The 23,544-nt window shown below is 66.0% G+C and carries 20 protein-coding genes and 1 pseudogene; 18 read left to right on the top strand and 3 right to left on the bottom strand.

All coding sequences use genetic code 11. The features are described from left to right. The first annotated feature begins 55 nt into the window (after window positions 1-55). The 10 genes from speB (at window position 56) to AC1DC5_RS13115 (ending at window position 13,758) form a co-directional block, all read left to right on the top strand. Complete coding sequence (speB, locus tag AC1DC5_RS13160; protein ID WP_476865446.1) at window positions 56-1,144, top strand: agmatinase; 1,089 nt, start codon at window positions 56-58, stop codon at window positions 1,142-1,144. After that, on the top strand, window positions 1,141-2,805 hold the full coding sequence (locus tag AC1DC5_RS13155; protein WP_476865445.1) for a thiamine pyrophosphate-binding protein: 1,665 nt from the start codon (window positions 1,141-1,143) through the stop codon (window positions 2,803-2,805). The genes speB and AC1DC5_RS13155 overlap by 4 nt, the downstream gene beginning before the upstream one ends. 185 nt (window positions 2,806-2,990) lie before the next feature. Continuing rightward, a complete protein-coding gene (locus AC1DC5_RS13150) occupies window positions 2,991-3,470 on the top strand; it encodes a MarR family winged helix-turn-helix transcriptional regulator (RefSeq protein ID WP_476865444.1) in 480 nt (159 codons plus the stop codon). A 10-nt stretch (window positions 3,471-3,480) separates the two neighbouring features. Next, window positions 3,481-5,196 (top strand): MFS transporter, encoded by a 1,716-nt coding sequence (locus AC1DC5_RS13145; RefSeq protein WP_476865443.1) that lies wholly within the window; start codon window positions 3,481-3,483, stop codon window positions 5,194-5,196. 256 nt (window positions 5,197-5,452) lie between these two features. Then, window positions 5,453-7,186, top strand: coding sequence for an ABC transporter ATP-binding protein (locus AC1DC5_RS13140; protein ID WP_441404885.1), 1,734 nt, complete (start codon window positions 5,453-5,455; stop codon window positions 7,184-7,186). Between the two features lie 146 nt (window positions 7,187-7,332). After that, a complete protein-coding gene (locus AC1DC5_RS13135; RefSeq protein ID WP_476865531.1) occupies window positions 7,333-9,264 on the top strand; it encodes an ABC transporter ATP-binding protein in 1,932 nt (643 codons plus the stop codon). A 74-nt stretch (window positions 9,265-9,338) separates the two neighbouring features. Beyond that, complete coding sequence (locus AC1DC5_RS13130) at window positions 9,339-9,767, top strand: acyl-CoA thioesterase (protein WP_441405012.1); 429 nt, start codon at window positions 9,339-9,341, stop codon at window positions 9,765-9,767. 122 nt (window positions 9,768-9,889) lie between these two features. After that, a complete protein-coding gene (locus AC1DC5_RS13125) occupies window positions 9,890-10,168 on the top strand; it encodes a hypothetical protein (RefSeq protein WP_441404884.1) in 279 nt (92 codons plus the stop codon). A 103-nt stretch (window positions 10,169-10,271) separates the two neighbouring features. Continuing rightward, the gene (locus tag AC1DC5_RS13120; RefSeq protein ID WP_476865442.1) at window positions 10,272-12,503 is read left to right on the top strand and encodes an McrB family protein; all 2,232 of its coding nucleotides are present in this window, start codon (window positions 10,272-10,274) and stop codon (window positions 12,501-12,503) included. Further along, the gene (locus AC1DC5_RS13115) at window positions 12,490-13,758 is read left to right on the top strand and encodes a 5-methylcytosine restriction system specificity protein McrC (RefSeq protein ID WP_476865530.1); all 1,269 of its coding nucleotides are present in this window, start codon (window positions 12,490-12,492) and stop codon (window positions 13,756-13,758) included. Before AC1DC5_RS13120 ends, AC1DC5_RS13115 begins: the two co-directional genes overlap by 14 nt. 20 nt (window positions 13,759-13,778) lie before the next feature. On the opposite strand, the gene AC1DC5_RS13110 is transcribed toward AC1DC5_RS13115, so the two are convergent. After that, window positions 13,779-14,039 carry a hypothetical protein gene (locus tag AC1DC5_RS13110; protein WP_476865441.1) on the bottom strand — a complete coding sequence of 87 codons (261 nt, stop codon included), beginning with the start codon at window positions 14,037-14,039 and terminating at the stop codon, window positions 13,779-13,781. Window positions 14,040-14,191: 152 nt separating this feature from the next. On the opposite strand from AC1DC5_RS13110, the gene AC1DC5_RS13105 reads away from it, so the two are divergent. Continuing rightward, a complete protein-coding gene (locus tag AC1DC5_RS13105) occupies window positions 14,192-14,818 on the top strand; it encodes a TetR/AcrR family transcriptional regulator (protein WP_476865440.1) in 627 nt (208 codons plus the stop codon). 86 nt (window positions 14,819-14,904) lie between these two features. On the opposite strand, the pseudogene AC1DC5_RS13100 reads toward AC1DC5_RS13105, so the two are convergent. Together AC1DC5_RS13100 and AC1DC5_RS13095 are read right to left on the bottom strand one after the other, a co-directional pair. Then, window positions 14,905-15,321 (bottom strand): annotated as a pseudogene (locus tag AC1DC5_RS13100) (very short patch repair endonuclease); the annotation flags it as partial. 142 nt (window positions 15,322-15,463) lie between these two features. Further along, on the bottom strand, window positions 15,464-15,898 hold the full coding sequence (locus AC1DC5_RS13095) for a pyridoxamine 5'-phosphate oxidase family protein (RefSeq protein WP_476865439.1): 435 nt from the start codon (window positions 15,896-15,898) through the stop codon (window positions 15,464-15,466). Between the two features lie 180 nt (window positions 15,899-16,078). On the opposite strand from AC1DC5_RS13095, the gene AC1DC5_RS13090 reads away from it, so the two are divergent. From AC1DC5_RS13090 to AC1DC5_RS13060, 7 genes are all read left to right on the top strand, one after another. After that, a complete protein-coding gene (locus tag AC1DC5_RS13090; protein ID WP_476865438.1) occupies window positions 16,079-16,735 on the top strand; it encodes a DUF6318 family protein in 657 nt (218 codons plus the stop codon). Window positions 16,736-17,174: 439 nt separating this feature from the next. Next, on the top strand, window positions 17,175-17,675 hold the full coding sequence (locus AC1DC5_RS13085; protein WP_441404877.1) for a PKD domain-containing protein: 501 nt from the start codon (window positions 17,175-17,177) through the stop codon (window positions 17,673-17,675). Between the two features lie 141 nt (window positions 17,676-17,816). Next, window positions 17,817-18,887 carry an alkene reductase gene (locus tag AC1DC5_RS13080; RefSeq protein ID WP_441404876.1) on the top strand — a complete coding sequence of 357 codons (1,071 nt, stop codon included), beginning with the start codon at window positions 17,817-17,819 and terminating at the stop codon, window positions 18,885-18,887. A gap of 235 nt (window positions 18,888-19,122) precedes the next feature. Continuing rightward, on the top strand, window positions 19,123-19,830 hold the full coding sequence (locus AC1DC5_RS13075) for a GntR family transcriptional regulator (protein WP_441404875.1): 708 nt from the start codon (window positions 19,123-19,125) through the stop codon (window positions 19,828-19,830). Between the two features lie 139 nt (window positions 19,831-19,969). After that, the gene (locus tag AC1DC5_RS13070) at window positions 19,970-21,310 is read left to right on the top strand and encodes an MFS transporter (protein ID WP_441404874.1); all 1,341 of its coding nucleotides are present in this window, start codon (window positions 19,970-19,972) and stop codon (window positions 21,308-21,310) included. Next, complete coding sequence (locus AC1DC5_RS13065) at window positions 21,307-22,377, top strand: 2-hydroxyacid dehydrogenase (protein ID WP_476865437.1); 1,071 nt, start codon at window positions 21,307-21,309, stop codon at window positions 22,375-22,377. The genes AC1DC5_RS13070 and AC1DC5_RS13065 overlap by 4 nt, the downstream gene beginning before the upstream one ends. A 76-nt stretch (window positions 22,378-22,453) precedes the next feature. After that, complete coding sequence (locus AC1DC5_RS13060) at window positions 22,454-23,458, top strand: sugar phosphate isomerase/epimerase family protein (RefSeq protein WP_476865436.1); 1,005 nt, start codon at window positions 22,454-22,456, stop codon at window positions 23,456-23,458. The last annotated feature ends 86 nt before the right edge of the window (window positions 23,459-23,544 follow it).

Raw genomic sequence — 23,544 nt, 5'->3', positions numbered from 1 at the left:
GAGTGTATGATGGCTGTCACACCCGTCGGTCAATCCTCGAAGGAGAGGCTTTCTTTTGGAAGAGTTGCGCATCGAGGCCAATGGCAACCTTGGCCCCATCGATTCATCCCGCATCCCGCGCTACGCGGGAGCCGCCACCTATGCGCGCCTGCCGCGGCTGGACCAGGTCGCCAAGGCGGACGTCACCGTTGTGGGCGTGCCCTTCGACTCGGGCGTCTCGTACCGCCCCGGCGCCCGTTTCGGGTCCAACCACATCCGCGAGGCCAGCCGCCTGCTGCGCCCCTACAACCCGGCCTGGGACGTCAGCCCCTTCGAAAACATCCAGGTGGCCGACGCCGGCGACATGGCCGTCAATCCCTTCAATATCAATGAAGCGATCGAGACCATCCAGCAGAACGCCCTGGACCTGACCGCCTCCGGCAGCAAGCTGGTGACCCTCGGCGGGGACCACACCATCGCGCTGCCGCTGCTGCGTGCCGCCGCCGAACGCGCCGGCGAGCCCGTCGCCATACTGCACTTCGACGCGCACCTGGACACCTGGGACACCTACTTCGGCGCCGAATACACCCACGGCACGCCCTTCCGCCGCGCAGTCGAGGAAGGCCTCCTGGACACCGAGGCCATCAGCCACATCGGCACCCGCGGACCGCTCTACGGCAAGAAGGACCTCGACGACGACCACCGCTTCGGCTTCGGCATCGTCACCTCCGCCGACGTCTACTACCAAGGTGTACTGGAAACTGTCGCCAAGGTCCGCGACCGGATCGGCAACCGTCCGCTCTACATCTCGGTGGACATCGACGTGCTCGATCCCGCCCACGCGCCCGGCACCGGAACCCCGGAAGCCGGCGGCATCACCAGTCGCGAGCTGCTGGAGATCATCCGCGGCTTCCGCGGCATGAACCTGGTCGGGGCCGACATCGTCGAGGTGGCCCCCGCGTACGACCACGCGGACATCACCGGTGTCGCCGCCAGCCATGTTGCCTACGAGCTCGTCACCCTGATGGCGGACCGCGCGGTGGAAGGCGACCGCTTCGGTGCAGCCAACGGCTACGCCGCCCAGGCCCTCGGCCAGGAATCCCGCCGCCCGGCCGGCTTCGCGGCGCCGGCGTCCCAGCGTGTCGCGAGCGGGGTGTCCCAGTGACCGGCGTGCGCAACGGCGGCGACCTCGTCGTCGAGACCCTCGAGGCCCTCGGGGCCAAAACCGTCTTCGGCATCCCGGGCCAGCACGCCCTGGGCCTCTTCGACGCCATGGGCCGCGGCAACCTGCACTTCGTCTCCTCCCGGGTGGAGAACAACTCGGCCTTCGCCGCCGACGGCTACTCCCGCGCCACCGGCGAGGTCGGCGTCCTCTTCCTCTCCACCGGCCCGGGCGCGCTGACGTCCCTGGCCGGGCTGCAGGAGGCCTACGCCACCGGTGTTCCCATGGTGGTCGTGGCGAGCCAGATCCCGCTGGAAGGACTCGGCGCGCGCCGCAAGGGCATGCTGCACCAGCTCGATGACCAGAAGGCCTCGGCCGCGAACGTCACCAAGAGCCAGCGGCTGATCCAGCACGCCTCGGGCATCCCCTCCGCCATCCAGGACGCCTGGACCGAGGCCATCTCCTCGCCGCAGGGCCCCGTGTGGCTGGAAATTCCGCAGAACGTGCTGCTGGATCCCATCATGGTTCCCCCGGTGGAGGACGCCCTCGCCGAAGCGGCCGACAATCCGCCCCGCGTCGAACTCGTCCGCGAGGCCGTGAAATGGCTGTCGACGGCGGAACGTCCCGCCATCATCGCCGGCGGCGGCACCCGACGCGGCCGGGCCGAGGACTCCCTGCTCTCCATTGCGGAGAAGCTCCGGGCTCCGGTCATCTGCACCCCCGGCGGCAACGGCGCATTCCCCTGGAACCATGAGCTCTCGCTGCAGTCCTGGATCGAGGACCAGCACATGACGGAGCTCCTCGAGGACGCCGACGTGCTGATCGTGATCGGCTCCTCGCTGGGCGAAGTCACGTCCAACTACTTCACCTTCGAGCCGCGCGGCCGGATCATCCAGATCGACGCCGAACCCCGCGTGCTGGAATCCAACCGGCCCGGCCTGGGCATCCGGGCCGACGCCGGCCAGGCGCTCGCCGCCCTCGACGCCGCCCTGACGGAACCGCACGGGGAGCGTGCGGACTGGCACGGCACCTCGCCGGAGACGCTGGTCAAGGAAACCCTGGCCAAGGTCAAGGCCCGGCTGGAATCCCAGGACCTCGGCAAGGAACTCAAGTTCATGGCGGACATCCGGGAGGCCGTCCCCGCCGCCATGCAGACGTTCTGGGACATGACCATCTCCGCCTACTGGGCCTGGAGCTGCTGGGACGCCCGCGAGGGCCAGTTCCACTCCGCGCAGGGCGCCGGCGGACTCGGCTTCGGCTTCCCCGCGGCGATCGGCGGCGCCGTCGGCCTGGAAACCACCGGCCAGCCCGGCGGCTCGGCCCGCGTGCTCGCCGTCTCGGGCGACGGATCGGCGATGTACTCCATCTCCGAGCTGGCCACGGCCAAGCAGCACAACGTCCCGGTCACCTGGCTGATTGTCGACGACGGCGGCTACGGCATCCTGCGCGAATACATGGTGGGCGCCTTCGGCAAGGCCACCGCCACGGAGCTCGCCCGCCCCGATTTCGTCCAGCTGGCCGAGGCCTTCGGGGTTCCTGCCGTCCGGGTTGCCCCCGAGGACGTCGGGGATGCGCTCAAGGCCGGTTTCGCCGCCGACGGACCGAACGTCGTCGTCGTCGAAACCCTGCTGCAAATGTTCGCCCCCACCCATCTGGAGGCCTGAGCGACTACGCGACTCCCACTAGAAAACGTTCAGCGCGGACCGGCAGCACTGCTGCCGGTCCGCGCCGGCGTTTAAGCCGGCGGCACCCCCGAAAACAGGGTTAGTTTCCCAAAGTAACTAATTTCCTGCTATATTTGTTGCCTAAGGCAAGCAAGGCCTGCAAAGGCAAGAAGTAGGGAGCCGTGATGGCAGTCGCGCCGGACACCGCAGCCAAACTCGTCCACCAGATCTTTGATCTGCAGCGCGCCGTCCGCTGCGTAGCCGCCGTAAAGCTTCGCGGCGAGGACACAGGTGTGGCCCTCCAGGGCGTGCTGCGTTTCGTGGGGGAGGGGGAAGCCCGCGCCACCACGCTCGCGGACCGGCTCGGAGTCAGCGCCCCCGTCCTCAGCCGGCACATCGCCGAACTGGAGGAACAGGGCTACGTGGTCCGCCGGCCGGACCCCTTGGACGGACGGGCGCAGCTGATCGCGCTCTCCGCGTCAGGAGTCGAGAAGCTCCGTTTCATCGAGGAGCAGCGCGCCGCCGCACTCCTTGGCTTCCTGCAGGACTGGAGCGAGCAGGACGTCGCAGAGACAACGAACACCCTCCAGAAACTTGCTGAGTCCCTCAGGACATCAGCCCGGGCAACGACGGCCGGATCCACCACCACGACCGACATTGTTTAAGGAACGCCCCATGGCAGCAATCACAGAACAGCCCCCCGCACCGCCGGCGGTGATGACCCACCGCCAGATCATGGAAGCCCTGACCGGCCTGCTGGCCGCATTCTTCACCGCGATCATCAGCAGCACGATCGTGGCGAACGCCCTGCCCACGATCATGTCCGAGCTGCACGGGACCCAGACTGACTTCGCGTGGGTCATCACCGCGGCCCTGCTGGCCAACGCCGCGACCACCCCGATCTGGGGCAAGCTGGCTGACCTCTTCAACAAGAAGTTCCTGGTCCAGCTCAGCATCGTGATCTTCGTGGCCGGGTCCGTCATGGCGGGCCTGTCGGAGACCATCCCGCTGCTGCTGACCGCCCGCGTCATCCAGGGCGTTGCCATGGGCGGGCTCACCGCGCTGGCCATGGCCATCATCGGCTCCATCATCCCGCCCCGCGACCGCGGCAAGTACTCCGGCTACATGGGCGCCGTCATGGCCGTGGGCACCGCCGGCGGACCGCTGCTCGGCGGTTTCATCGTGGACAGCCCGCTGGGCTGGCGCTGGACCTTCTTCGTCTGCGTCCCGCTGGCCGTGATCGCCCTGATTCTGCTGCAGGTCACCCTAAAACTGCCGCACGTCAGGCGCCCCGCGAAAATTGACTGGCTCGGCTCCATCCTGCTGACCTCCGGCGTGAGCCTGCTGCTGATCTGGGTGTCGTTCGCCGGCAACCCGGACTACTACGACTGGTGGTCCTGGCAGAGTGTGGCCATGGTGGGCGGCGGCGTCGTCCTGCTGGCATTGCTCGTCCTGGTGGAATCCAAGGTGTCGCAGCCCATCATTCCGCTGAAGATCATTTCGCAGCGCACCACCGCCCTCGCCATCCTGGCCTCAATCGCGGTCGGCGTCGGGATGTTCGGTTCGTCCACCTTCCTCGGACAGTACTTCCAGGTGGCACGCGGCGCGTCGCCCACCGAAGCGGGCCTCCTGACCCTGCCCATGATCGCCGGCAACCTGATCGGTTCCGTGGTTTCCGGGCAACTGATCAGCCGGACCGGAAAATGGAAGCGGTACCTGATCGCGGGAGCCATCCTGCTGATCAGCGGCCTCGGACTGACCGGAACCATCGATCACACCACCGAACTCTGGCAGACCGGCGTCTACACCGCGATCCTCGGCCTCGGCCTGGGCCTGCTGATGCAGAACCTTGTCCTGGCCGTGCAGAACACCGTGCGGGCCAGCGACATCGGGACCGCCAGCGCCTCGGTGGCGTTCTTCCGGTCGGTCGGTGGCGCCATCGGTGTCTCCGTCCTGGGCGCCGTCATGGCCAACCGGGTCAAGGTACTCGCCACCGAGGGACTCACCTCCGCGGGGATTCCCGTCGGCGGGGGCGCCGGCGCCAGCATGGACCTGAAGGACATGCCGCAGCCCGTCCGCGAAATCATGCGGGCCGCCTACGGCGACGCGACCGCCCAGATCTTCATGATTTCCGCGATCATCGGCCTGGTTGCCCTGGTGGCGATCCTCTTCATCAAGGAACAGCCGCTGCGGCGCACCGTGGACATCGTCAGCCCTTCAGTAAAGGGCGACGGCGGCCAGGCCCCGTCCGCCGCGACTGCGGTTGAGTCGGCGGCCCCCGCCTCGGCGGCATCCGCCAGCCCCGTGGCCGGGACCGGAATCGTCGACCTCGACCGGGAATTCGTCGACGTGCTCAGCCGGGAGCGCGAAAGCCACCGCCTGGGCGACTGAGCGGGCTGCAAGCTGGCGGTTCCGCGGCCGTCCCGGACAGGGGCGGCCGCGGGCTCGACGGGAATTCGCGGAGCGAAAGTACGCCGTTTGGATGATTTTCCGCCGCAGATGTTCCCCGCGGGCCGGTCGTTTCGTACAGTTGGATGGCTATGGCTGTCGGCCCCCTCTGCTAGTAATAGGAGCATCCGGTGGATGTTCCCTCGCCAGAACCTTCTCCAGCCTCATTTATTCGGTATTTCCTTAAGGACTCGTGGGCATGCTTGTCACTCTCATACGGCGCTATTCGAAGCCGTATCTGCCATACATCTGGGCAGTCATTTTCTTCCAGCTCGCCTCTACCATCGCGGCGCTGTACCTTCCCAGCCTGAACGCCCAGATCATTGACGAGGGCGTCTCCCGCGGCGACACGGACTACATCTGGCGCACCGGCGGCGTGATGCTCGGCGTAGCGCTGATCCAGGTCGCCACCGCGATCGCCGGGGTGTACTTCGGGTCCAAGGCCGCCATGGCTTTCGGCCGCGACCTGCGCCGCGGCGTGTTCCGGAAGGTCACGAGTTTTTCCGCGAAGGACGTCAACGTTTTCGGCGCCCCGACGCTGATCACGCGCGGCACCAACGACGTCCAGCAGGTGCAGATGCTGATGCTGATGGGCCTGAACTTCATGGTGGCCACACCCATCATGTGCATCGGCGGCATCTTCATGGCCGTCCGCGAGGACCTCAACCTGTCCTGGCTGGTCTGGGTTTCGGTGCCGGTGCTCATCGTGGTGGTGGGCTACCTCGTGGTCCGCCTGATGCCGCTCTTCCGGTCCATGCAGGTCAAGATCGACCGGCTCAACGGCATCCTCCGCGAGCAGATCATCGGCATCCGCGTCGTCCGTGCCTTCGTCCGCGAACCCCACGAGGCCGAGCGGTTCGGCGCGGCCAACAAGGAACTGACCGATGTCTCGCTGAAAATCGGTGCGCTCTTCGTGCTGATGTTCCCGGCTATCGGCATGATCCTGCACATCTCCACCGCCGCCGTGCTGTGGTTCGGCGGGCAGCGGGTCGACGCGGGCGAAATGCAGGTCGGCCAGCTTACGGCCTTCCTGCAGTACCTGCTGCAGATCCTGATGGCGGTCATGATGGGTACCTTCATGGCCATGATGATTCCGCGCGCCTCGGTCTGCGCGGACCGCATCGGCGAGGTGCTCGACGTCGAACCCTCCATCCACGAGGCACTCACTCCCGTGGCGCCCGCCGCAAAGGCGGGCCGCGTCGAATTCCGGAACGTGTCTTTCGCCTACCCCGGCGCCGAAGCGCCGGTGCTAAGCGACATCAGCTTCACCGCTGAGCCCGGCCAGACCGTGGCGATCATCGGCTCCACCGGCGCCGGCAAGTCCAGCCTGCTTTCCCTGCTGCCCCGCCTCTACGACGCCGCCTCGGGGGAGGTGCTGCTCGACGGCGTCCCCGTCACGCAGCTGGACCGGGCGGAAATCACCGAGCGCGTCGCCATGGTGCCGCAGCGGCCCTACCTGTTCTCGGGGACCATCGAACACAACCTGCGCTTCGGCAAGCCCGAGGCCACGGACGAGGAACTGTGGGACGCGCTGACCGTGGCCCAGGCCGCAGACTTTGTGCGCGAGAAGAAGAACGGACTCGGCTCCCGGATTGCCCAGGGCGGCACCAACGTCTCGGGCGGCCAGCGCCAGCGGCTCTGCATTGCCCGCGCCCTCGTCACCGAGCCGAAGGTCTTCCTGTTTGACGACTCCTTCTCCGCCCTCGACGTCGCCACAGACGCCAGGCTCCGCCGGGCACTGAAGGCGAAAACCGCCGATGCCACCGTGATCATCGTCGGCCAGCGCGTCTCCACTATCGCCGACGCCGACCAGATCCTGGTCCTCGACAACGGACGGATCGTGGACCGCGGCACGCACGAAGAACTGCTGGAGACTTCCAGTACCTACCAGGAAATTGTCGAATCCCAGCTGACCGCGGAGGCAGTGGCATGAGCACCAAAGAGAACGTCTCGCCAAACGCCGGAAAGCAGGCCGAGCCGGCCGCCGAATCCCAGCTCTCCGACCCACAGGTCCCCGGCGCGGATCCGGACGACGATTTCTACGAAGAGGAATACCGGCCCGGCGAGGCCGACGGCGGCATGTTCGGCGACATTCCGGCCAAGAAGGCCCAGCACTTCTGGCCCTCCGCGAAACGGCTGATGGGCCTGCTGAAGCCCGAGCGGGCCGGCATCATCGTCGTGCTTGCGATGGTGACGGTCGCCGTGGTCCTCAACGTCGTGGCGCCCCGGATCCTCGGCCAGGCGATGGACGTGATCTTCGGCGGCGTCGTCGGCAAGCAGCTGCCGGCCGGCGGCACCAAGGAGCAGTTCGTCGAGGGCCTGCGCGCCCAGGGGCAGGACAACTTCGCGGACATGCTCTCCAAGATGGACGTCGTCCCCGGCGTCGGCATCGATTTCCAGGAGCTCGCGTTCCTGATCAGCGTGGTCCTGGTGATGTACTTCGTCGCCAACATCTTCCTCTGGCTGCAGGGCTACGTCCTGAACATCCTGGTCATGCGGGTTGTCCGCAAGCTGCGTGACGATACCGAGAAGAAGCTCAACAGGCTCCCGCTGAACTATTTCGACACCCGCCAGCGGGGCGACATCCTCTCCCGTGTCACGAACGACGTGGACAACATCCAGCAGGCGCTGCAGCAGGCCTTCGCGCAACTGGTGAACTCGGCGCTGACGGTCATCGGCATCGTCATCATGATGTTCATCGTGTCCTGGCAGCTGGCGCTGATTGCCCTGGTCGCGCTGCCGCTCTCGGCTGTCGCCGCCGGCATCATCGGCTCCCGCAGCCAGAAGCTCTTCGCCGCCCAGTGGAAGAACACCGGCGAGCTCAACGGCCAGATCGAGGAGTCCTTCTCCGGCCACGACCTGGTCCGGGTCTTCGGCCGAGACGCCGACATGCTGGAACGCTTCGACGAACGGAACGAGGCCCTCTACATGGCCAGCTTCGGGGCGCAGTTCGTCTCCGGCATGATCATGCCGGTCATGCAGTTCGTGTCCTACCTCAGTTACGTCGGCATCGCCGTCGTCGGCGGTCTCCGCGTGGCTTCCGGCGCGATGAGCCTGGGCGACGCCACCGCGTTCATCCAGTACTCGCGCGAATTCACCCAGCCGCTGGGCCAGATGGCGGGCATGGCCAACATGCTCCAGTCCGGCGTCGCCTCCGCGGAGCGGGTCTTTGAATTCCTCGACGCCGACGAGCAGGACGCCGAGACCGCCACCGAGCAGCTGCCGGCCAAGACCGACGGCCACGTCGAGTTCCGCAACGTCACCTTCAGCTACACCCCGGACAAGCCGCTGATTGAGGACCTGTCCTTCACGGCCGAGCCCGGGCACACCGTCGCGATCGTCGGCCCTACCGGTGCCGGCAAGACCACCCTGGTGAATCTCGTGATGCGCTTCTACGAGCTCCAGGACGGCAGCATCACCCTCGACGGCGTCGACATCACCCATCTGAGCCGCGCGGAACTGCGCGCCAAGGTGGGCATGGTGCTGCAGGATGCCTGGCTGTTCGGCGGGTCGATCTACGACAACATCCGCTACGGCAAGCTGGACGCCACCGAGGAACAGGTGATGGAGGCGGCGAAGGCCACCTTCGTGGACCGCTTCGTCCGCGCCCTGCCGGACGGCTACAACACCGTCATCGACGAGGAAGGCAACAACGTCAGCGCCGGCGAGAAGCAGCTGATCACCATTGCCCGGGCCTTCGTGGCCAATCCTTCGCTCCTGATCCTGGACGAGGCCACCAGCTCGGTGGACACCCGCACCGAAGTGCTCGTCCAGAAGGCGATGGCCGCCCTGCGCACCGACCGCACCAGCTTCGTGATCGCCCACCGTCTCTCCACCATCCGCGACGCCGACACCATCCTGGTGATGGAGGCCGGCCGGATCGTGGAGCAGGGTGCCCACGCCCAGCTGCTGGACCTCAAGGGCGCCTACTACCGCCTGTACATGTCCCAGTTCGCCGGTGAGGACGCCGACCAGGTGCTCGAGGACGACGCGACGGCGGTGCACAGCTGAGCACCGACGGCCGTGCGGCGGAGTCCGCAGAGCCAGCGTCCGTGCAGGCCCGGCGCATCGAGGTGCAGATCCCGATGCGCTGGGGCGACATGGACGCCTACGGCCACATCAACAACGTCCAGATCGTCCGGATCCTCGAGGAGGCCCGCATCGCGGCCTTCGGGCCGCCCCGGGGCTCCGGGCTGCCGGGCCTTGAGCCTCCGGTTCCTCTCTTCAACGAGGTCCCGGAGGGCACGCTCGCGTTGATCGTGGAGCACAAGATTCGCTACGTGCGGACGCTCGAGTACCGCAATGTGCCGGCCCTGGTCCAGCTGTGGATCGGCGCGGTGAAGGGTGCCAGCTTCGACATCCACTACCTCGTCCAGGATCCCGTCACCCGGGAGGACTGCGTCCGGGCCACGAGCCATCTGGCGTTCGTTGACGAGGCCACCGGAAGGGTGCTCAGGCTGACGCCGGAGCAGAAAGGGAAGCTCGCCCGGTTCACGCCGGTTCACTCCGGATGAGCCAAGCTTCCTCCCAGCGTGCCGGGCAGAACCGGTCCCATTGGCCTCTACCTCGCTCTACGTATCGTCCCTAGAATGAACAATCTGAGGGCAGTCAGCCCCGAAGCCAAGGAGCGCGGATCATGGCGAACAAACGAGCACAGATGATGGCGAACAAGCGCAAGAACTACGCCCGGAAGAAGGCGTGGAAAGACCTTTCGCCGGCGGCGAAGTTCGGAACCATCACCACCGCCGCCGTCCAGCTGTCGCTGCTTGTCGCGGCCCAGACGGACATCACGCGACGCCCGGCGGATCAGATCCGCGGCAGCAAGGCGATGTGGCGCGTCGCCACGCTGATCAACTTCGTCGGCCCGGGCAGCTACTTCACCTTTGGCGTCAAGCGGCATCCCGCCGTCAAATAGCGACGGCTGAATGGGAGGCCGGCCGCTCTTCCGCACCTACTTCTCAGTAGGTTCCGGGCGCACCGTGATGCGGGCTGTCAGCTTAAGCCTGTAAATTGAAAGCATGACCCCATCCAAAAAGCCTGCCATGCACCGCGCCCTCGGCATCTCCAAGGAGATCGAAGACGCTGCGTGGTTTGTCTTGGGGCCTGGGCTGCATGGCAAGCCGTCCGCCTTGGACGGACGCACCAAAACGTGGTCGGTGCAGGCCGCCGCGGAGCTGCTGGACCGCCTCGAACGCGGGGTCCCGGATCCCAAAGCCCCCATGATGACCAACCTGCGGCAGAACCTCCAGAACGCGTCCCGGGGCGCCAAGCAGCTGGCCGTGGAGCTGCTGTTCCTGCAGTCCCTGCCGCTGGCCCACGAGGTGAAATCCCTCAAGGTCAAACGCGCACGGGTGGCGGAGGCCGCGTCCTGGCTGGAGCCCCCGCTGGAACTGCCGGACGAGCTGTTCGCCGGCATGACCGATCACGGCGTCATCCGGGACCGCACCGCTGAGTTCAACTGGACCATCTGGGACCACCTGAAATGGCTCTGCCGGTTCGTGCAGCACGTCGCCCAGCGTCCGGCCGGCGCCGTCGCGGCGGCCGTGAAGGATCCGCTGGCCTTCCACCAGCTGGTGGCCGGCACCCCCGATGACCAGCCGGCCATCCGCCGCAGCATCGAATTCCTGGTCTGGCCCAGCTACTTCGAGCCGGTGGTGGCCGACGTCGAGCGCCAGGAGATCCGCGACGCCTTTGCCTCCCTGGTGGGCGGGGCGAAGGGCGACACTGACGAGGAAATCTCCGCGGACATCCACCGCATCCGGCTTCACCTCGACGAACAGGCCGGCCAACGGATCGACTGGTACTCCCGGCAGCTGGTGAGCCAATGGCGGAAGGTGGGCGACCCCGGCCGGCGTGCGTGGCTGCTGCGCACCCACCACGACAACACCGAACTGCTCGGCGCCTGGCAGGCGGAGGAATCGGTAACGCTCGACGTCGAGCACCTCCGCCTGCTGGACCCCGGCGTCACCGCCGGGCTGGTCCAGCACGCCGTGGACGAGGACTACAAGCACCTCGGCTACGTGGAGCGGGAGGACACCAAGACCGCTGTTTTCGCCTTCCTGACCGTGATGAAGCCCGGCGACCTGACCCTGTACCAGAGCGCCGGCACCGTCCGGGTGGGGGTGGTTCTCGGTGAGCCTGAGCACCACGAGGACAACCGCCGGCTGCGCCGCAAGGTCCGCTGGTTCGACGAAACCCACAACATGACCGAGCTGCCCCGCCACGTGCAGCGGCAGCTGGCCACCTCCGGCATCATCGTGGACATCACCCGTGTCATCCAGGCCCTTGAAGCGCTGCTGCCCGCGGAAGCGGAAGCCGAGCCCGGCGACGGCACCGAGCCGGCCGCCGTCGTCGAACCTGCCATTGAGGGGTTCCGCCCGCTGACGCCGGAGTTCGCCGCATCGCTGCACATGGACCTGGAGCCCCTGCAGGAGATCGCCGAACTGCTGGAGGAGAACCGGCAGCTGGTGCTGTACGGCCCGCCCGGCACGGGCAAGACCTACCTGGCCAAGCACCTGGCCGCCCAGCTCGCCGGCGACACCACCGACGAACGCGTCAAGCTGGTGCAGTTCCACCCCTCGTACGCTTATGAGGACTTCTTCGAGGGTTTCCGCCCGGACAAGACCGAAGAGGGCCAGGTGTCCTTCAAACTCGTGGCCGGGCCGCTGCGCCGGATCGCCGAAGAGGCGGCCAAGCCCGGGAACGAGAGCAAGCCGTACTTCCTGATCATCGATGAGATGAACCGGGCGAACCTCGCGAAGGTGTTCGGCGAGCTGTACTTCCTGCTCGAATACCGTGACGACCGGATCTACCTGCAGTACAGCCCCAACGAGCCGTTCACACTGCCGGACAACCTCTACATCATCGGCACCATGAACACCGCGGACCGGTCCATCGCGATGATGGATGCCGCCATCCGCCGCCGCTTCTCCTTCATTGAGCTGCACCCCAAGACCGGGCCGGTGAAGGGCTCACTGCTGCGGTTCCTGCAGGCCCGCGACCTGGATACGACGCCGGCCCTGCTGATGGACGCGCTCAACGACGCCATCGATGAGTGGGACCGGGACCTCATGATCGGCCCGTCCTACTTCATGAAGAAGTCCGCCCAGACGCCGAAGGGCCTGCGCCGGATCTGGAAGTACGAGCTGATGCCGCTGCTGGAGGAGCACTACCACGGCCAGCTGAACCGGGCCCAGCTGGAGGAGCGGTTCGGGCTGGACCCGCTGCTTGACCGCCTTGCGCGCGCCTAGCCGGCCGAAGCCCGCCGGCCACGGCGTACCGGGGTCCCAGCCTGCGCGTCGGATCGTCCTCGACGAGCTCTCCGGCGGCGTCGTCGACCGGCTGGACCCGGACAGCGCGGCCTTCCTCAACGGCAGCGGCCTGGCCAAAGCCTCGCCGATGGGCATGGGGCTGTACCGGATCGAGCCCGTGGGCAAAGTCGGTTCGGTGCGGACGCCGACGGTGCAGCTCGAAGTGCGGCCCAAGGAACGGCTCGGCCTGGACCGGCTCCTGTTCCTGCTCGGCTACGCCGGGGACCAGGGCTTCCGGGAGGATTCGGTCGCCGCGGTCGAGGAAGCGGATCTGTGGAGTGCACTGGCGGAGTCGCTCGCACAGCTCTCGGACCGTGCGCTCAGCCGCGGGGTCCTGCAGGGCTACCTGAATGTCGACGAATCGCTGCGGACGGTCAAGGGCCGGATCCGCATCTCGGACCAGATCTCGCGCCGGCCCGGGATGCTCGTGCCGCTTGAGGTGTCCTACGACGAGTTCACCGAGGACATCGCGGAAAACCGCATCCTGCGGGCGGCGCTGGAACGGATGTCGCAGGTCCCGGGTGTGCGGCCCGAGGTGCTGAGCCGGCTCCGCCAGCTCAAGGGCAAGCTCGCCGCCGTGACCCGGCTGCAGTCCGGCGCTCCCTTGCCGGCATGGCGGGCCAGCCGGATGAACACCCGGTACCAGGCTGCGCTGCGGCTCGCCGAGGTGATCCTGCGCCACGCCTCGGCGGAGGCCGGCGACGGCACGCAACAGTCGGCGTCGTTTGTCGTGGACATGTCCGTGGTCTTCCAGGACTTCGTGGGGACCGCGCTCCGCGAGGCCATGGCCGCATATCCGGGGGAGATGCGCCTACGCTACAACGCGCTGCTCAACGAGGCCGTGCGCGATTCAGACCGGATCGTGGTGCAGCCCGGCGCCGTGCACTTCCTGGGCGGCCGGCCGGTGATGGTCTACGACGCCAAGTACCAGGCCGCGGCCGATGCCGGGGCGTCCCTGTCGGGGGACCACTACCGGATGCTGGCGTACTGTACGTCCCTGCGTGTGCCGACGGCCTGGCTGGTGTATCCGGGCGCGGGCGAGATCAAGCTGCGCAGGATCCTCAACACAGATATCGACGTTGTGGAGTTTCCCCTCGACCTGTCGAGGCCGCCGTCGGAAATTCTGGCCTCCGTGGCGGATCTCGCACAGCAGTCCTGGGGCGAAGTAGTGCGTCAGGCGACCATCAGCCGCTGACATACGCTTTGGATTCGCCTCTAGCTGGCTTCCTCGTCCACGGAAACAGACAGGAGGTGGCTCAAGAGGGCCTTCTCCGGCTGGCCGGGGTTGTTGGCGACATGCCGGCGAAGTTTTTCGCGCACCTGAGCCTCTTCGGGCTTGGTGTCGGAGAGAATCGCATCAATGATCGCGGATACCTGCCGACGCAGGGGTTCGAGATCCGGATCGACTTCGGGGGACCGCCGGTACTCCTGCGGCCGAAAGCCAGAGGAGGACTTTGACGGCCAAGTGGCAGTCATGGGCGACGTAGTGGACCTCAGCAAGTGCGGCATCTGGCGCTCCCGTGGAGTAGTAGTACGACTAAGTGCGGACCCGGTAGGGTCGTTGTCCCCAGATTCGGATATTACCCGAGGCAGAACACTCTGTCTCGCATAGACGCAAAGTGATTCTTATGCCGCTCTCAGCTAATGCCGGACTGTCAGGACCGCGGCCGCGTGGCGCGGCCGATGGCGGGTCCGTTGCGCCCGGGGTCCGGGAAAGGATTCTCACGGTCGCCTACGAACTGTTCTCCGCCCGCGGTGTCCGCGGCGTCGGCGTGAACGAACTGATCAGCCGCTCGGGCGTGGCGAAGGCGAGCTTCTACCGGCACTTTGCGTCCAAGGATGAACTGGTGCTCGCCTTCCTGGCGCGAAGGGACCAGCAGTGGACCGTGGACAAGATTCTCGCCGAAGCGTTGCGGAGGGGAGCCAACCCTGAGGAGCAGCTGCTGGCGGTCTTTGACGTGTTCGCCGACTGGTTTGCGCGCGAGGACTTCGAAGCGTGTTCGTTCGTCAACGTACTGCTCGAGATGGGTCCCGGGCACCCCCTCGGCAAGGCCAGCATCGACTACCTCGCGAAGATCCGCGGCCACGTGCAGCAGTTGGCCGAGGAAGCGGGGCTGCGGGATCCGGAAGAGTTTTCCCGGTCCTGCCACATCCTGATGAAGGGCTCGATCGTTTCAGCGGCCGAGGGGGACCTTGCCGCGGCCGGCCGCGCCCGGCAAATGGCCGGTTGGCTGATCGACCACCACCGGGTGTAGTTTTCTGGGGCGGAGGCCGACGCGGGTGGTGCTGCGGCGGGTGGTTTTGGGGCTGCGTGTGCTGCGGCGGGGCGGTGGTTGCTGGCCCGCAGGAACTCGTCCAGCTGCTTTTCCAGCGCGGAAAGATCCTTGAGCCCGCACTCCCAGACGGTGAGGACTTCCCAACCAAGGCTCTCGAGCTGATCGCGCTGTAGGGCGTCGCGGTTCCGCGTCCGGGTGCGTTTGGTTTCCCAAAACTCGGCGTTGGCCTTGGGCGCGTGCTGCCCCGCCCTGCAGTCATGGAAGTGCCAGAAGCAGCCGTTGACGAAGATGACTTTGTGGCGGCCGGCGAAGACCAGGTCCGGGTTGCCGGGGAGGCGTCCGCCGCGGGTGGTGCCGTGCAACCGGTAGCGGTAGCCCTTGGCGTGCAGCAGCTTCCGGACCAGCAGTTCAGGCTTTGTGTTCTTCCCGCGGATACGGGACATATTCCAGCTGCGCCGCTCGGGTGTCAGCTTGTCCGCCATGAATTAAGTCTAGGCGGCGGTGTCCGGTCTGACGGCGGACCGGTGGGGCGGTCGGCCGGTGGAGCCCAGCGGGATTGGGCCGATGAACGCTCGACGGCGGTGGCCAAGCCGAGCAGGCGACGTTGCCGCCGTCGTACGGCTGTTAGATCTCCCGCTCCGGATGCTCGCCGAACTGGAAGTGTCGCCCGCTGACGGTGGTGGGCTCGATCTCGACGTAGAAGTCCTTCAGAGTGGGCACCCACGGCTTGAGCCCCAGGGCCTCTGCCGCTGCGATGTCGGCGGACTGGTCCAGCACCCGGGCCGTGCCGCGAAGGACAACCGACCAGGCCTCGTCTGAGAGGATGCCGTCCGTTTCGAACAGCACCTTGGCATTGATGGTCAGTTCAGCGAGTTTGTTGCCGGGGGCTGTCCGGAGGTAGAGCTTCCGGCCGCTCGCGGCGTAGTTCACCGGGAAGATGTCTGGCTCGCCGGCCACGATGACCACGAGCCGGCCGTGTTTGGTGCCCTCAATCAGCTTCCAGCACTGATCGTCGTCGAGTACGAGAACGGGGTTTTCGTCTGCATGTTCGAACATCATGGGTTCATTGTTCTGGCCCGTGTAGAAAAGCGCCAGAGGCTTGCGAGGGGAAATCGGCGGGGGCCGGGGTCAATCGAGCACCTGTGGATAACTTTGATGTCCGGAATGTGATGTCAGTTACCCTTAAGGCATTGTTTGGCTTCAGGCGTCTTGATTTTCTATCGGGGGGAATAGCTGACCATGACATCTCGCACTTCAACCTTCGGCCGCCGCCGACGCATTTGCGCCGTCATGGTTGCGATGACCCTGTTGCCAATCACAGCGTGCACTGGTGGAGGAACAACTCCTGGTGCAACAGCCGCGCCGGCGACGTCGAGCTTGGCTGCGACGCCGACTCCCACGGCTACTCCCACCCCGACGGCCAGCTACAAACCGGCGGACGCCTCCGGCAGGGCACAGAACGTGCCAGTCCCGGTGCTTCCGGAAGCGGCGAAGGCGGAGACCAAGGAAGGGCTCGAGGCGTTCGCGCGGTATTGGTTTCAGCTGCTTAGTTATGGCTACGAGACCGGCGACATATCGCGGATTGTGGAAATCACGAGTCCGGGTTGCCGAGCATGCGAGCGGGCAAAGGCAGTCATGACGGGTTGGAACGAGCAAGGGCGGTGGCTGGTTGGTGGCAGGGTGGATACACCCTCCGTCAGCACGACATTTGTCGTGGCACCCGATGGCAACTATCAGGTCGCTATCCAAGGTTCACAATCGTCGATTTCCTACTACAACGCCGGTGGAACACTGCATCAAGCCGACCCAAAGCCCGAGGACACTGGCAATTTAATGCTCGCTATTTTCCGCGATGGCGCCTGGTACGTGAATAACATTCAGCCAATAGTCGGCTAGCCAAATGAAAAAGTCATTGTGGTTCAGACTAGTCTGGCTCGCGGCAGTAGTCGCCGGACTGCTACAACCCGTGCCAGCGTTTGGTGCCAATGACTTGCCGCCTATTACCGGTGACTGGGGAGAGGACACCGTCGATGTAGGCGGCTGGACGGTCGACTCAGGCACGGGTCGATTCGTCTGGGCCGAACCGGGAGCCACGCATGCCGACCCCAACCAATACAAGTACGAGCTGCAGTGCCACCTGGGCGGCGGCGACTTTGACACGGACTGCCTTGCCGTCCTCGTGGATTGTAAGAATGGGCCCGACGGAAAAGAAGGAATTCCAGTCGTCTGGCTGAAAGCGCCGGCGGGAGTGCCGAATCCAACATGGACCTTTCACTCCGGACCCACGTGTCTCTTCGACCCGAGACCGGAGGACTTGCTTCCCAGAATTGCCGCCATGATCCAAACGGAATTCCAACGGTTGCCGGTCGCTGCAGGTTCCGTCACGGCCCAGCCGAGCCCGCACACTCTCAGGGGCGCTGAGACCAACTTCTTCGCGGCCGCGGCCGAGCAACAATTCGACGTCACCATCCTGGCCCAGAAGGTGCATGTTGTCGCCAGACCCGTCCAATACACCTGGAGTTACGGCGACGGTACCTCGTTTGGGCCGCAGACTGCCGCCGGCGGCCCCCTCCCCCAGGAGCGCTGGGGCGAAAAGACCGCCACCAGCCACGTCTACACCCAGACCGGCGACTTCCCAGTGGTGCTGACGACCCACTTCCAGGGGACTTACTCTGTCAACGGCAGCCCTCCCTTGCCTATCCCGGGCCAAGGCCAGTTCAGTTCGCCCCCACAAACTGTGAGCGTGTGGCGTTCCATCACCCGGAACTACGCCGACGACTGCCTCCGCAACCCACAGGGTCAGGGTTGCCCAGGCGTCGCGCCTCCGGCGCCTTAGGGCTTGGACACGCTGGTCCACAACACCGGCACCGCGGTGAAGATGATCGTCCACCGGCAGTGATCCGAGTCGCACATGGAATAGTTGCAGGCGCCCTGCAGTTGCCGCATACAGACTCCAATGTCTTGTGAAAGGAACTGCATGCTGTTTTCTCCGATGACCCTCGGCGAGCTGGAACTGCCCAACCGACTCGTGATGGCGCCGCTGACCCGCGTCCGCTCCGGCAGGGAAGGCATCCCCGGGCCTCTCGTGGTCGAGCACTATCGGCAGCGTGCGTCGCTCGGACTGATTGTCAGCGAGGGCACCTACCCCAGCCGCGCCGGCCGGGGATTCCCGGGCCAGCCCGGCCTCGTGACCGAGGAACAGCTCAAGGGCTGGGCCAACGTCACTTCCGCTGTGCACGCCGAGGGCGGCCGAATCTTCGCCCAGGTCATGCACGCCGGACGCGTCACGCATGAAGACACCAACGGTGGCCACGAAGTCGTCGCGCCCAGCGCCATTGCGATCGACGGCCAGACCCGTACCTACGAGGGCAAGCAGCCCTTCCCCGTGCCCCGCGCTCTGTCCACTACTGAGCTTCCGGGCATCGTCCAGGAATTCGTCACGGCGTCCCTCAACGCGATCGGTGCGGGTTTCGACGGCGTCGAGCTTCACTCCGCCAACGGCTACTTGCTGCACGAATTCCTGGCTCCGTCCTCCAACCAGCGCGATGACGTCTACGGCGGCTCGCCGGCGAACCGGGCACGTTTTGTCATCGAGGTAGCCCAGGCCGTCGCAGACGCCGTCGGAGCGGACCGGGTCGGCATCAGGATCTCGCCGGAACACAACGTCCAGGGAGCTGTTGAGATCGACGAAGCGGATGTCAATGAGACCTACCAGCTCCTCGTGGACGCACTGGCGCCCCTGAAGCTCGCCTACCTGAGCGTGCTGCACAAGGACCCCACGAGCGAGCTCGTGCGGGACCTGCGCACCCGCTTCGCCGGAACCTTCCTGCTCAACTCCGGATTCGGTGTCATCACCACCCGCGAGGAAGCCCAGGCCCTGGTTGCAGACGGCCACGCTGACGCCGTCGTCGTCGGACGGCCCGCCATCGCCAACCCGGACCTGGTCCGCCGCTGGCGTGAAGGACTCCCGACCAACGAGCCGGACCCGGCCACGTACTACACCGACGACGCCAAGGGCTACACGGACTACCCGGCGTACCAGAACTAGTACCGGCCGTCTCCCAGCAGCACACCCGCACCGCACCGCTGGACATGTCCCTCGGTTGCTACCTTCACGACTGGACATGTCCCGCGGCGGTCGCGGAAGGTGGGCAAAATGCCATTCTGCCCACCTTCCGTGCTTAAGAATGGACATGTCCCTTGGTCGCGGGTGCGAGGACTGGACATGCTCGGTGGTCTCGGGTTTGGGAGCTCGGCCGCGGCTGGTCCTATAGGATTTGATCATGAAACCTTCGTCCGGGAGCGGGACCGAGATGCGCCCCGCAGGCCGTCCCGTCAGCCGCCAGGTCCTCGCCGACCACGTGTACGAGGAACTCCTTGCATCGCTGATGGACGGGAGACTCGAGCCCGGGGCCGCGGTGAGCATCGATGGAACCGCCCGGGAGCTTGACGTGTCCCCGACGCCGGTCCGCGAAGCGCTTGCCAGGCTCGAACACACCGGTATGATCCGCCGCGTGGCGCTCAAGGGGTACCGGGTCGCGCCGGTCTTCACGCAGGAAGACTTCGCTGAACTCATGGAAGCGCGGCTGGCGATCGAGCCGGTCAATGCCCGCCTCGCATGCGCCCGGTTGACCCCGGGGCACCTCGCCGAGTTAACGCAGGCCGTCGCCGATCTCAAGAAGGCGCCCAGAGGTCCCTCTTTTGCCGAATACCGCGACTACTTGGAGGCTGACGAGCGCTTCCACCGGCTGATCGCAGAATATACCGGCAACCAGTTTATGGTTGCCGCCTACGCTGCCCTCGGCGGTCAGGTCCAGCGCTTCCGGCTCTTCGGAGGAGTGGGCATCACCGACGCCGAACACGCCATAGCCGAGCATCAGTCCGTGCTGGACGCACTGTCTTCCGGCGACCCGGAGCAGGCGGCCGACGCCATGGCCGAGCACGTGCGGAAGGTCCGCGGCCGGGCCATCGCCGATGCTCCGGCGCCGTAGTTTTTTCCCAGATCACAGACACTACGTCAGCGGTCCGATAACTTTTCTGTGATGCCCTTCACAAATGAATCACATACCCTATAGGATCTTCGATTGTGGCGGCTATGGTGCCGGCATCGGAATCACGAGGGAGTGAACAGTGCATACAGAGACTTTGGCCGCTGGGCCCAAGGAATCAGCAACACGCCGCACCATCAAGAATCTGCGGTGGTGGATCCTGGGCTGGGCGCTGGCCGCCGGCATCATCAACTACATGGACCGCAGCGCGATCTCTATCGCCGCCCCGCAACTGATCAAAGAATTCGGCATGACCCGGACGGACATCGGACTGCTCGGCACTGTGTTTTCCTGGACGTACGCCTTCTGCCAACTGCCCGCCGGGTGGCTCGTGGACAAACTTGGCGCCCGCCGGATGTACTTCCTCGCAATTGCCGGCTGGAGCATCGCCACCGCGCTGATGGCCGTCGGAGGCAAGATGTGGCACTTCGTCGCCTTCCGCTTCCTGCTCGGCGTCACCGAGGCGCCAAACGGCCCGGCGTCCGCCAAGCTCACGGCGGACTGGTTCCCCCGCGCAGAGCGTGGGCAGGCCACAGCCATCTGGGACAGCGGCTCCAAGTGGGGGCCGGCGATTGCGCCGCCGGTGTTGACCGCCATCATGCTGGCCTTCGGTTGGCAGGCCATCTTCATTTTCCTCGGAGTCGCCGGACTGGTGCTGGCACTCGCCTTCTTCATTTACTACCGCTCCCCGGAAGAGCACAAGCGCATCAGCACAAAAGAACTGGACTACATCGAATCCCAGCGCGCCTCACAGGTCCTCACGGCCAAAAAGGTCTCTTGGCTCGGACTCTTCAAGCACCGCCAGATCTGGGGAATGATGGCAGGCTTCTTCTGCGTCATTTGGATCTGGAACATCTTCATCGTCTTCCTGCCGCTGTACCTGCAGGAAGAGCGCGGCGCCAGCATCGCAACGTCCGGCTGGCTGGCAGCGGTCCCGTACCTCGGCGCTGCCATCCTCGGCATCACGGGCGGCTGGGTCATGACGCGCTACTCCAAGAAGGCCGGCCGCGATCCGCTCCTGGCTAAGCGCCACGTGATGTCAGTCGCCGCCGTCGCCGCCGGCATCCTGATCTGCCTGATTCCCTTCGTAGATTCGCTGCCGCTCGCAATCGTTGTGATGACCGTCGCGCTGGGCTTCGTCGCCACTATGCAGGCCGCCGCATGGGCAATGCCCGGCGACATCGTCGACAACTCCCAGGTGGCATCGGTCGGCGCCATCCAGAACTTCGGTGGCTACTTCGGCGGTGCCTTCGCCCCGCTGCTCACCGGCGTGATCGCCGACGCAACCGGCTCCTACGCGCCGTCGTTCGTCATCGGCGGCATCATTGCTGCCCTCGCGGCAGTGGCGTACACGGTATTGGTTCGCGGGCCCATCAAGGACAAGGATGCAGCACTCGAACCGGCGAACGGAACGGACGCATGAGCTCATCAACCGATGAATTGACGACGGCTGACTCCGCGGCTGTCGCTTCCCTGCCCTTCACTGTGGCCGTCACGGCCGACGCTGCCCGGCCCGACGGAAGCTCCATCCATGGGGACCTGGGGCTGCAGCGGCTCGGCGAGCACGGCATCAGCTGGAGCGTCCTGCCCAGCTATACAGACCCGGTGCCGCTCGCTGATCTCGACGGCGTCCACGCAGTGCTGTCGCTGGGGCACATTGCTTTCGATGCGCGCACCGTGGACCACGCCCCGGACCTGAGGCTGATTGCCCGCTTCGGGGCAGGGTACGAAACGATCGACCTGGAGGCCTGCACCCGCGCCGGCGTCGTCGTCACCAACACCCCGGACGCCATCCGGCGGCCGTTGGCAGTGGCGGGACTGACCCTCCTCCTGGCTCTCTCACACAAGCTCCTCGCCAAGGACAGGCTGACGCGGACTTCGGATTGGGCCCGGCGAGAGCACTACCGCGGCGCGCCGCTGGTGGGGCAGACGGTCGGCATCGTGGGTTTCGGCAGCGTGGGTGCCGAGCTAGCCCGCCTGCTGGCCCCGCTCGGGTTGAACGTGGTGGGCAACAACCGCAGCGGCCGCCATGCGGAGGCCGCCGGCCTCGGCGTCGAGATGCTGGGCCTGGACGAGCTCCTGGAGCGCTCCGATTACATAGTGCTCTGCGCGGCGCTGACCCCGGCGACCGAGAAGCTCATCGACGCCGCAGCGTTGGCCCGGATGAAGGCAAGCGCCTACCTGATCAACATAGGCCGCGGAAAGCTCGTGGACACGGATGCCCTCCGGGACGCCCTGCGGAACGGCCGTCTCGCCGGAGCGGGACTGGATGTTTTCGAACCGGAGCCCCTCCTTCCGGATGACGAGCTGCTGAGCCTCGACAACGTGGTCCTCTCCCCGCATTCGCTGTGCTGGACCGAGGACTTTACACGGGACGTGGCCGCCAGCGCCCTCGAGTCCATCCTGGCTGTGGCGGCGGGGGAGCGCCCCGCCAACGTCCTGAACCCGGGCGTCTTCGCGACGGAGGCATTCGCCGCGAAGCAGGCATAACCCGGGTGTGACCTTGACAACACCGCACGCGATAGTAAATCCTATAGGAAACAGGATTCCACGAAGGAGTGAACCCATGGCCTACACAGCCGAAAACTGGCCCATCACCGCGGCCCTGCTGCAGTTCCCGGGCGTCGACGCCTCGGGGACCCACATCAACGACGCCGAGGCTTCCGCCTGGGCCGACGTACTCTCCGAAGTCAAGGAGGCAGGCTTCACCAACGCGGACCTCACCGACAGCTGGGTCCGGCCCGGCGACCTGAGCCCGGCCCGCCTCGCGGAATTCAAGCAGACCGCTGAAAATGTCGGCATCGGCATCCCCGTCATCTCCGCCATCCGCCGCAGCGTGATCGAGGAGCGGAACTGGGAAGCGAACCTGGCGTACAGCCACCGCACCATCGACGCCGCCGCCGAACTCGGCTGCGAGGTGGTCTCCTTCGGCCTGCACCAGGCCATCACTGCTGAGCAGCAGAAGCAGCTCTGGTTCTGGACCGTCGAAGGATACAAGGACCCGGTGGGCGACAAAGAAACCTGGGGCAAGGCCGTGAGCCGCCTGCGGGAACTCGGCCAGCATGCGGCCGACGTCGGGATCCTGCTCTCGCTCGAAATGTATGAGGACACGTACCTGGGCACCGCGGATTCTTCAGTCCAGCTGGTCCAGGACATCGGCCTGGCCAACGTCGGCATCAACCCTGATATCGGCAACCTGATCCGGCTCCACCGCCCGATCGAGGACTGGCGCGAAATGGTGGCCAAGACGCTTCCGTACTCCAACTACTGGCACATGAAGAACTACATCCGCGATGAGGATGTGGCCCGCGACAGCTACGTCGCCATGCCCGCGCCCATGGAAAGCGGCCTCATCAACTACCGCGAGGCGTTCAAGATCGCACTCTCGGCCGGCTTCCAGGGAATCCTCTGCACCGAACACTACGGCGGTGACGGACTCAGTGTCACCGCCAGTAATCAGGACTACCTGCGGCGCCGGATCCTGCCGAAGACTGACGGCTATGCCCTCGGCCAGAGCCAGGTGGCACAGGGCCGGCAGCAGCCGGCGACCGCAGAACTCGCCGGCGTCTGACCCAGCGTCTGACCAGGCGTTCGGTGCGGCCGCACAGCCAATTGAGGGCGGCCGCACCACCGCAGTTCTCCCAGCAATACTTCACC

Source organism: Arthrobacter sp. 10L424, from assembly GCF_056395325.1.
Note: the sequence above shows the minus strand (reverse complement) of the source record. Positions and strands in the feature narration are given on the sequence as shown.

Bases quoted from the DNA above. Each gene is read 5' to 3' on its own strand.
- AC1DC5_RS13110 (WP_476865441.1), bottom strand. From the start codon at position 14,039: ATGACTGCCACTTGGCCGTCAAAGTCCTCCTCTGGCTTTCGGCCGCAG.
- AC1DC5_RS13150 (WP_476865444.1), top strand. From the start codon at position 2,991: ATGGCAGTCGCGCCGGACACCGCAGCCAAACTCGTCCACCAGATCTTT.
- AC1DC5_RS13125 (WP_441404884.1), top strand. From the start codon at position 9,890: ATGGCGAACAAACGAGCACAGATGATGGCGAACAAGCGCAAGAACTAC.
- AC1DC5_RS13140 (WP_441404885.1), top strand. From the start codon at position 5,453: ATGCTTGTCACTCTCATACGGCGCTATTCGAAGCCGTATCTGCCATAC.
- AC1DC5_RS13120 (WP_476865442.1), top strand. From the start codon at position 10,272: ATGACCCCATCCAAAAAGCCTGCCATGCACCGCGCCCTCGGCATCTCC.
- AC1DC5_RS13090 (WP_476865438.1), top strand. From the start codon at position 16,079: ATGACATCTCGCACTTCAACCTTCGGCCGCCGCCGACGCATTTGCGCC.
- AC1DC5_RS13060 (WP_476865436.1), top strand. From the start codon at position 22,454: ATGGCCTACACAGCCGAAAACTGGCCCATCACCGCGGCCCTGCTGCAG.
- AC1DC5_RS13085 (WP_441404877.1), top strand. From the start codon at position 17,175: ATGATCCAAACGGAATTCCAACGGTTGCCGGTCGCTGCAGGTTCCGTC.
- AC1DC5_RS13135 (WP_476865531.1), top strand. From the start codon at position 7,333: ATGTTCGGCGACATTCCGGCCAAGAAGGCCCAGCACTTCTGGCCCTCC.
- AC1DC5_RS13075 (WP_441404875.1), top strand. From the start codon at position 19,123: ATGAAACCTTCGTCCGGGAGCGGGACCGAGATGCGCCCCGCAGGCCGT.
- AC1DC5_RS13095 (WP_476865439.1), bottom strand. From the start codon at position 15,898: ATGATGTTCGAACATGCAGACGAAAACCCCGTTCTCGTACTCGACGAC.
- AC1DC5_RS13080 (WP_441404876.1), top strand. From the start codon at position 17,817: ATGCTGTTTTCTCCGATGACCCTCGGCGAGCTGGAACTGCCCAACCGA.
- AC1DC5_RS13145 (WP_476865443.1), top strand. From the start codon at position 3,481: ATGGCAGCAATCACAGAACAGCCCCCCGCACCGCCGGCGGTGATGACC.
- AC1DC5_RS13065 (WP_476865437.1), top strand. From the start codon at position 21,307: ATGAGCTCATCAACCGATGAATTGACGACGGCTGACTCCGCGGCTGTC.
- AC1DC5_RS13105 (WP_476865440.1), top strand. From the start codon at position 14,192: ATGCCGCTCTCAGCTAATGCCGGACTGTCAGGACCGCGGCCGCGTGGC.
- AC1DC5_RS13130 (WP_441405012.1), top strand. From the start codon at position 9,339: ATGCGCTGGGGCGACATGGACGCCTACGGCCACATCAACAACGTCCAG.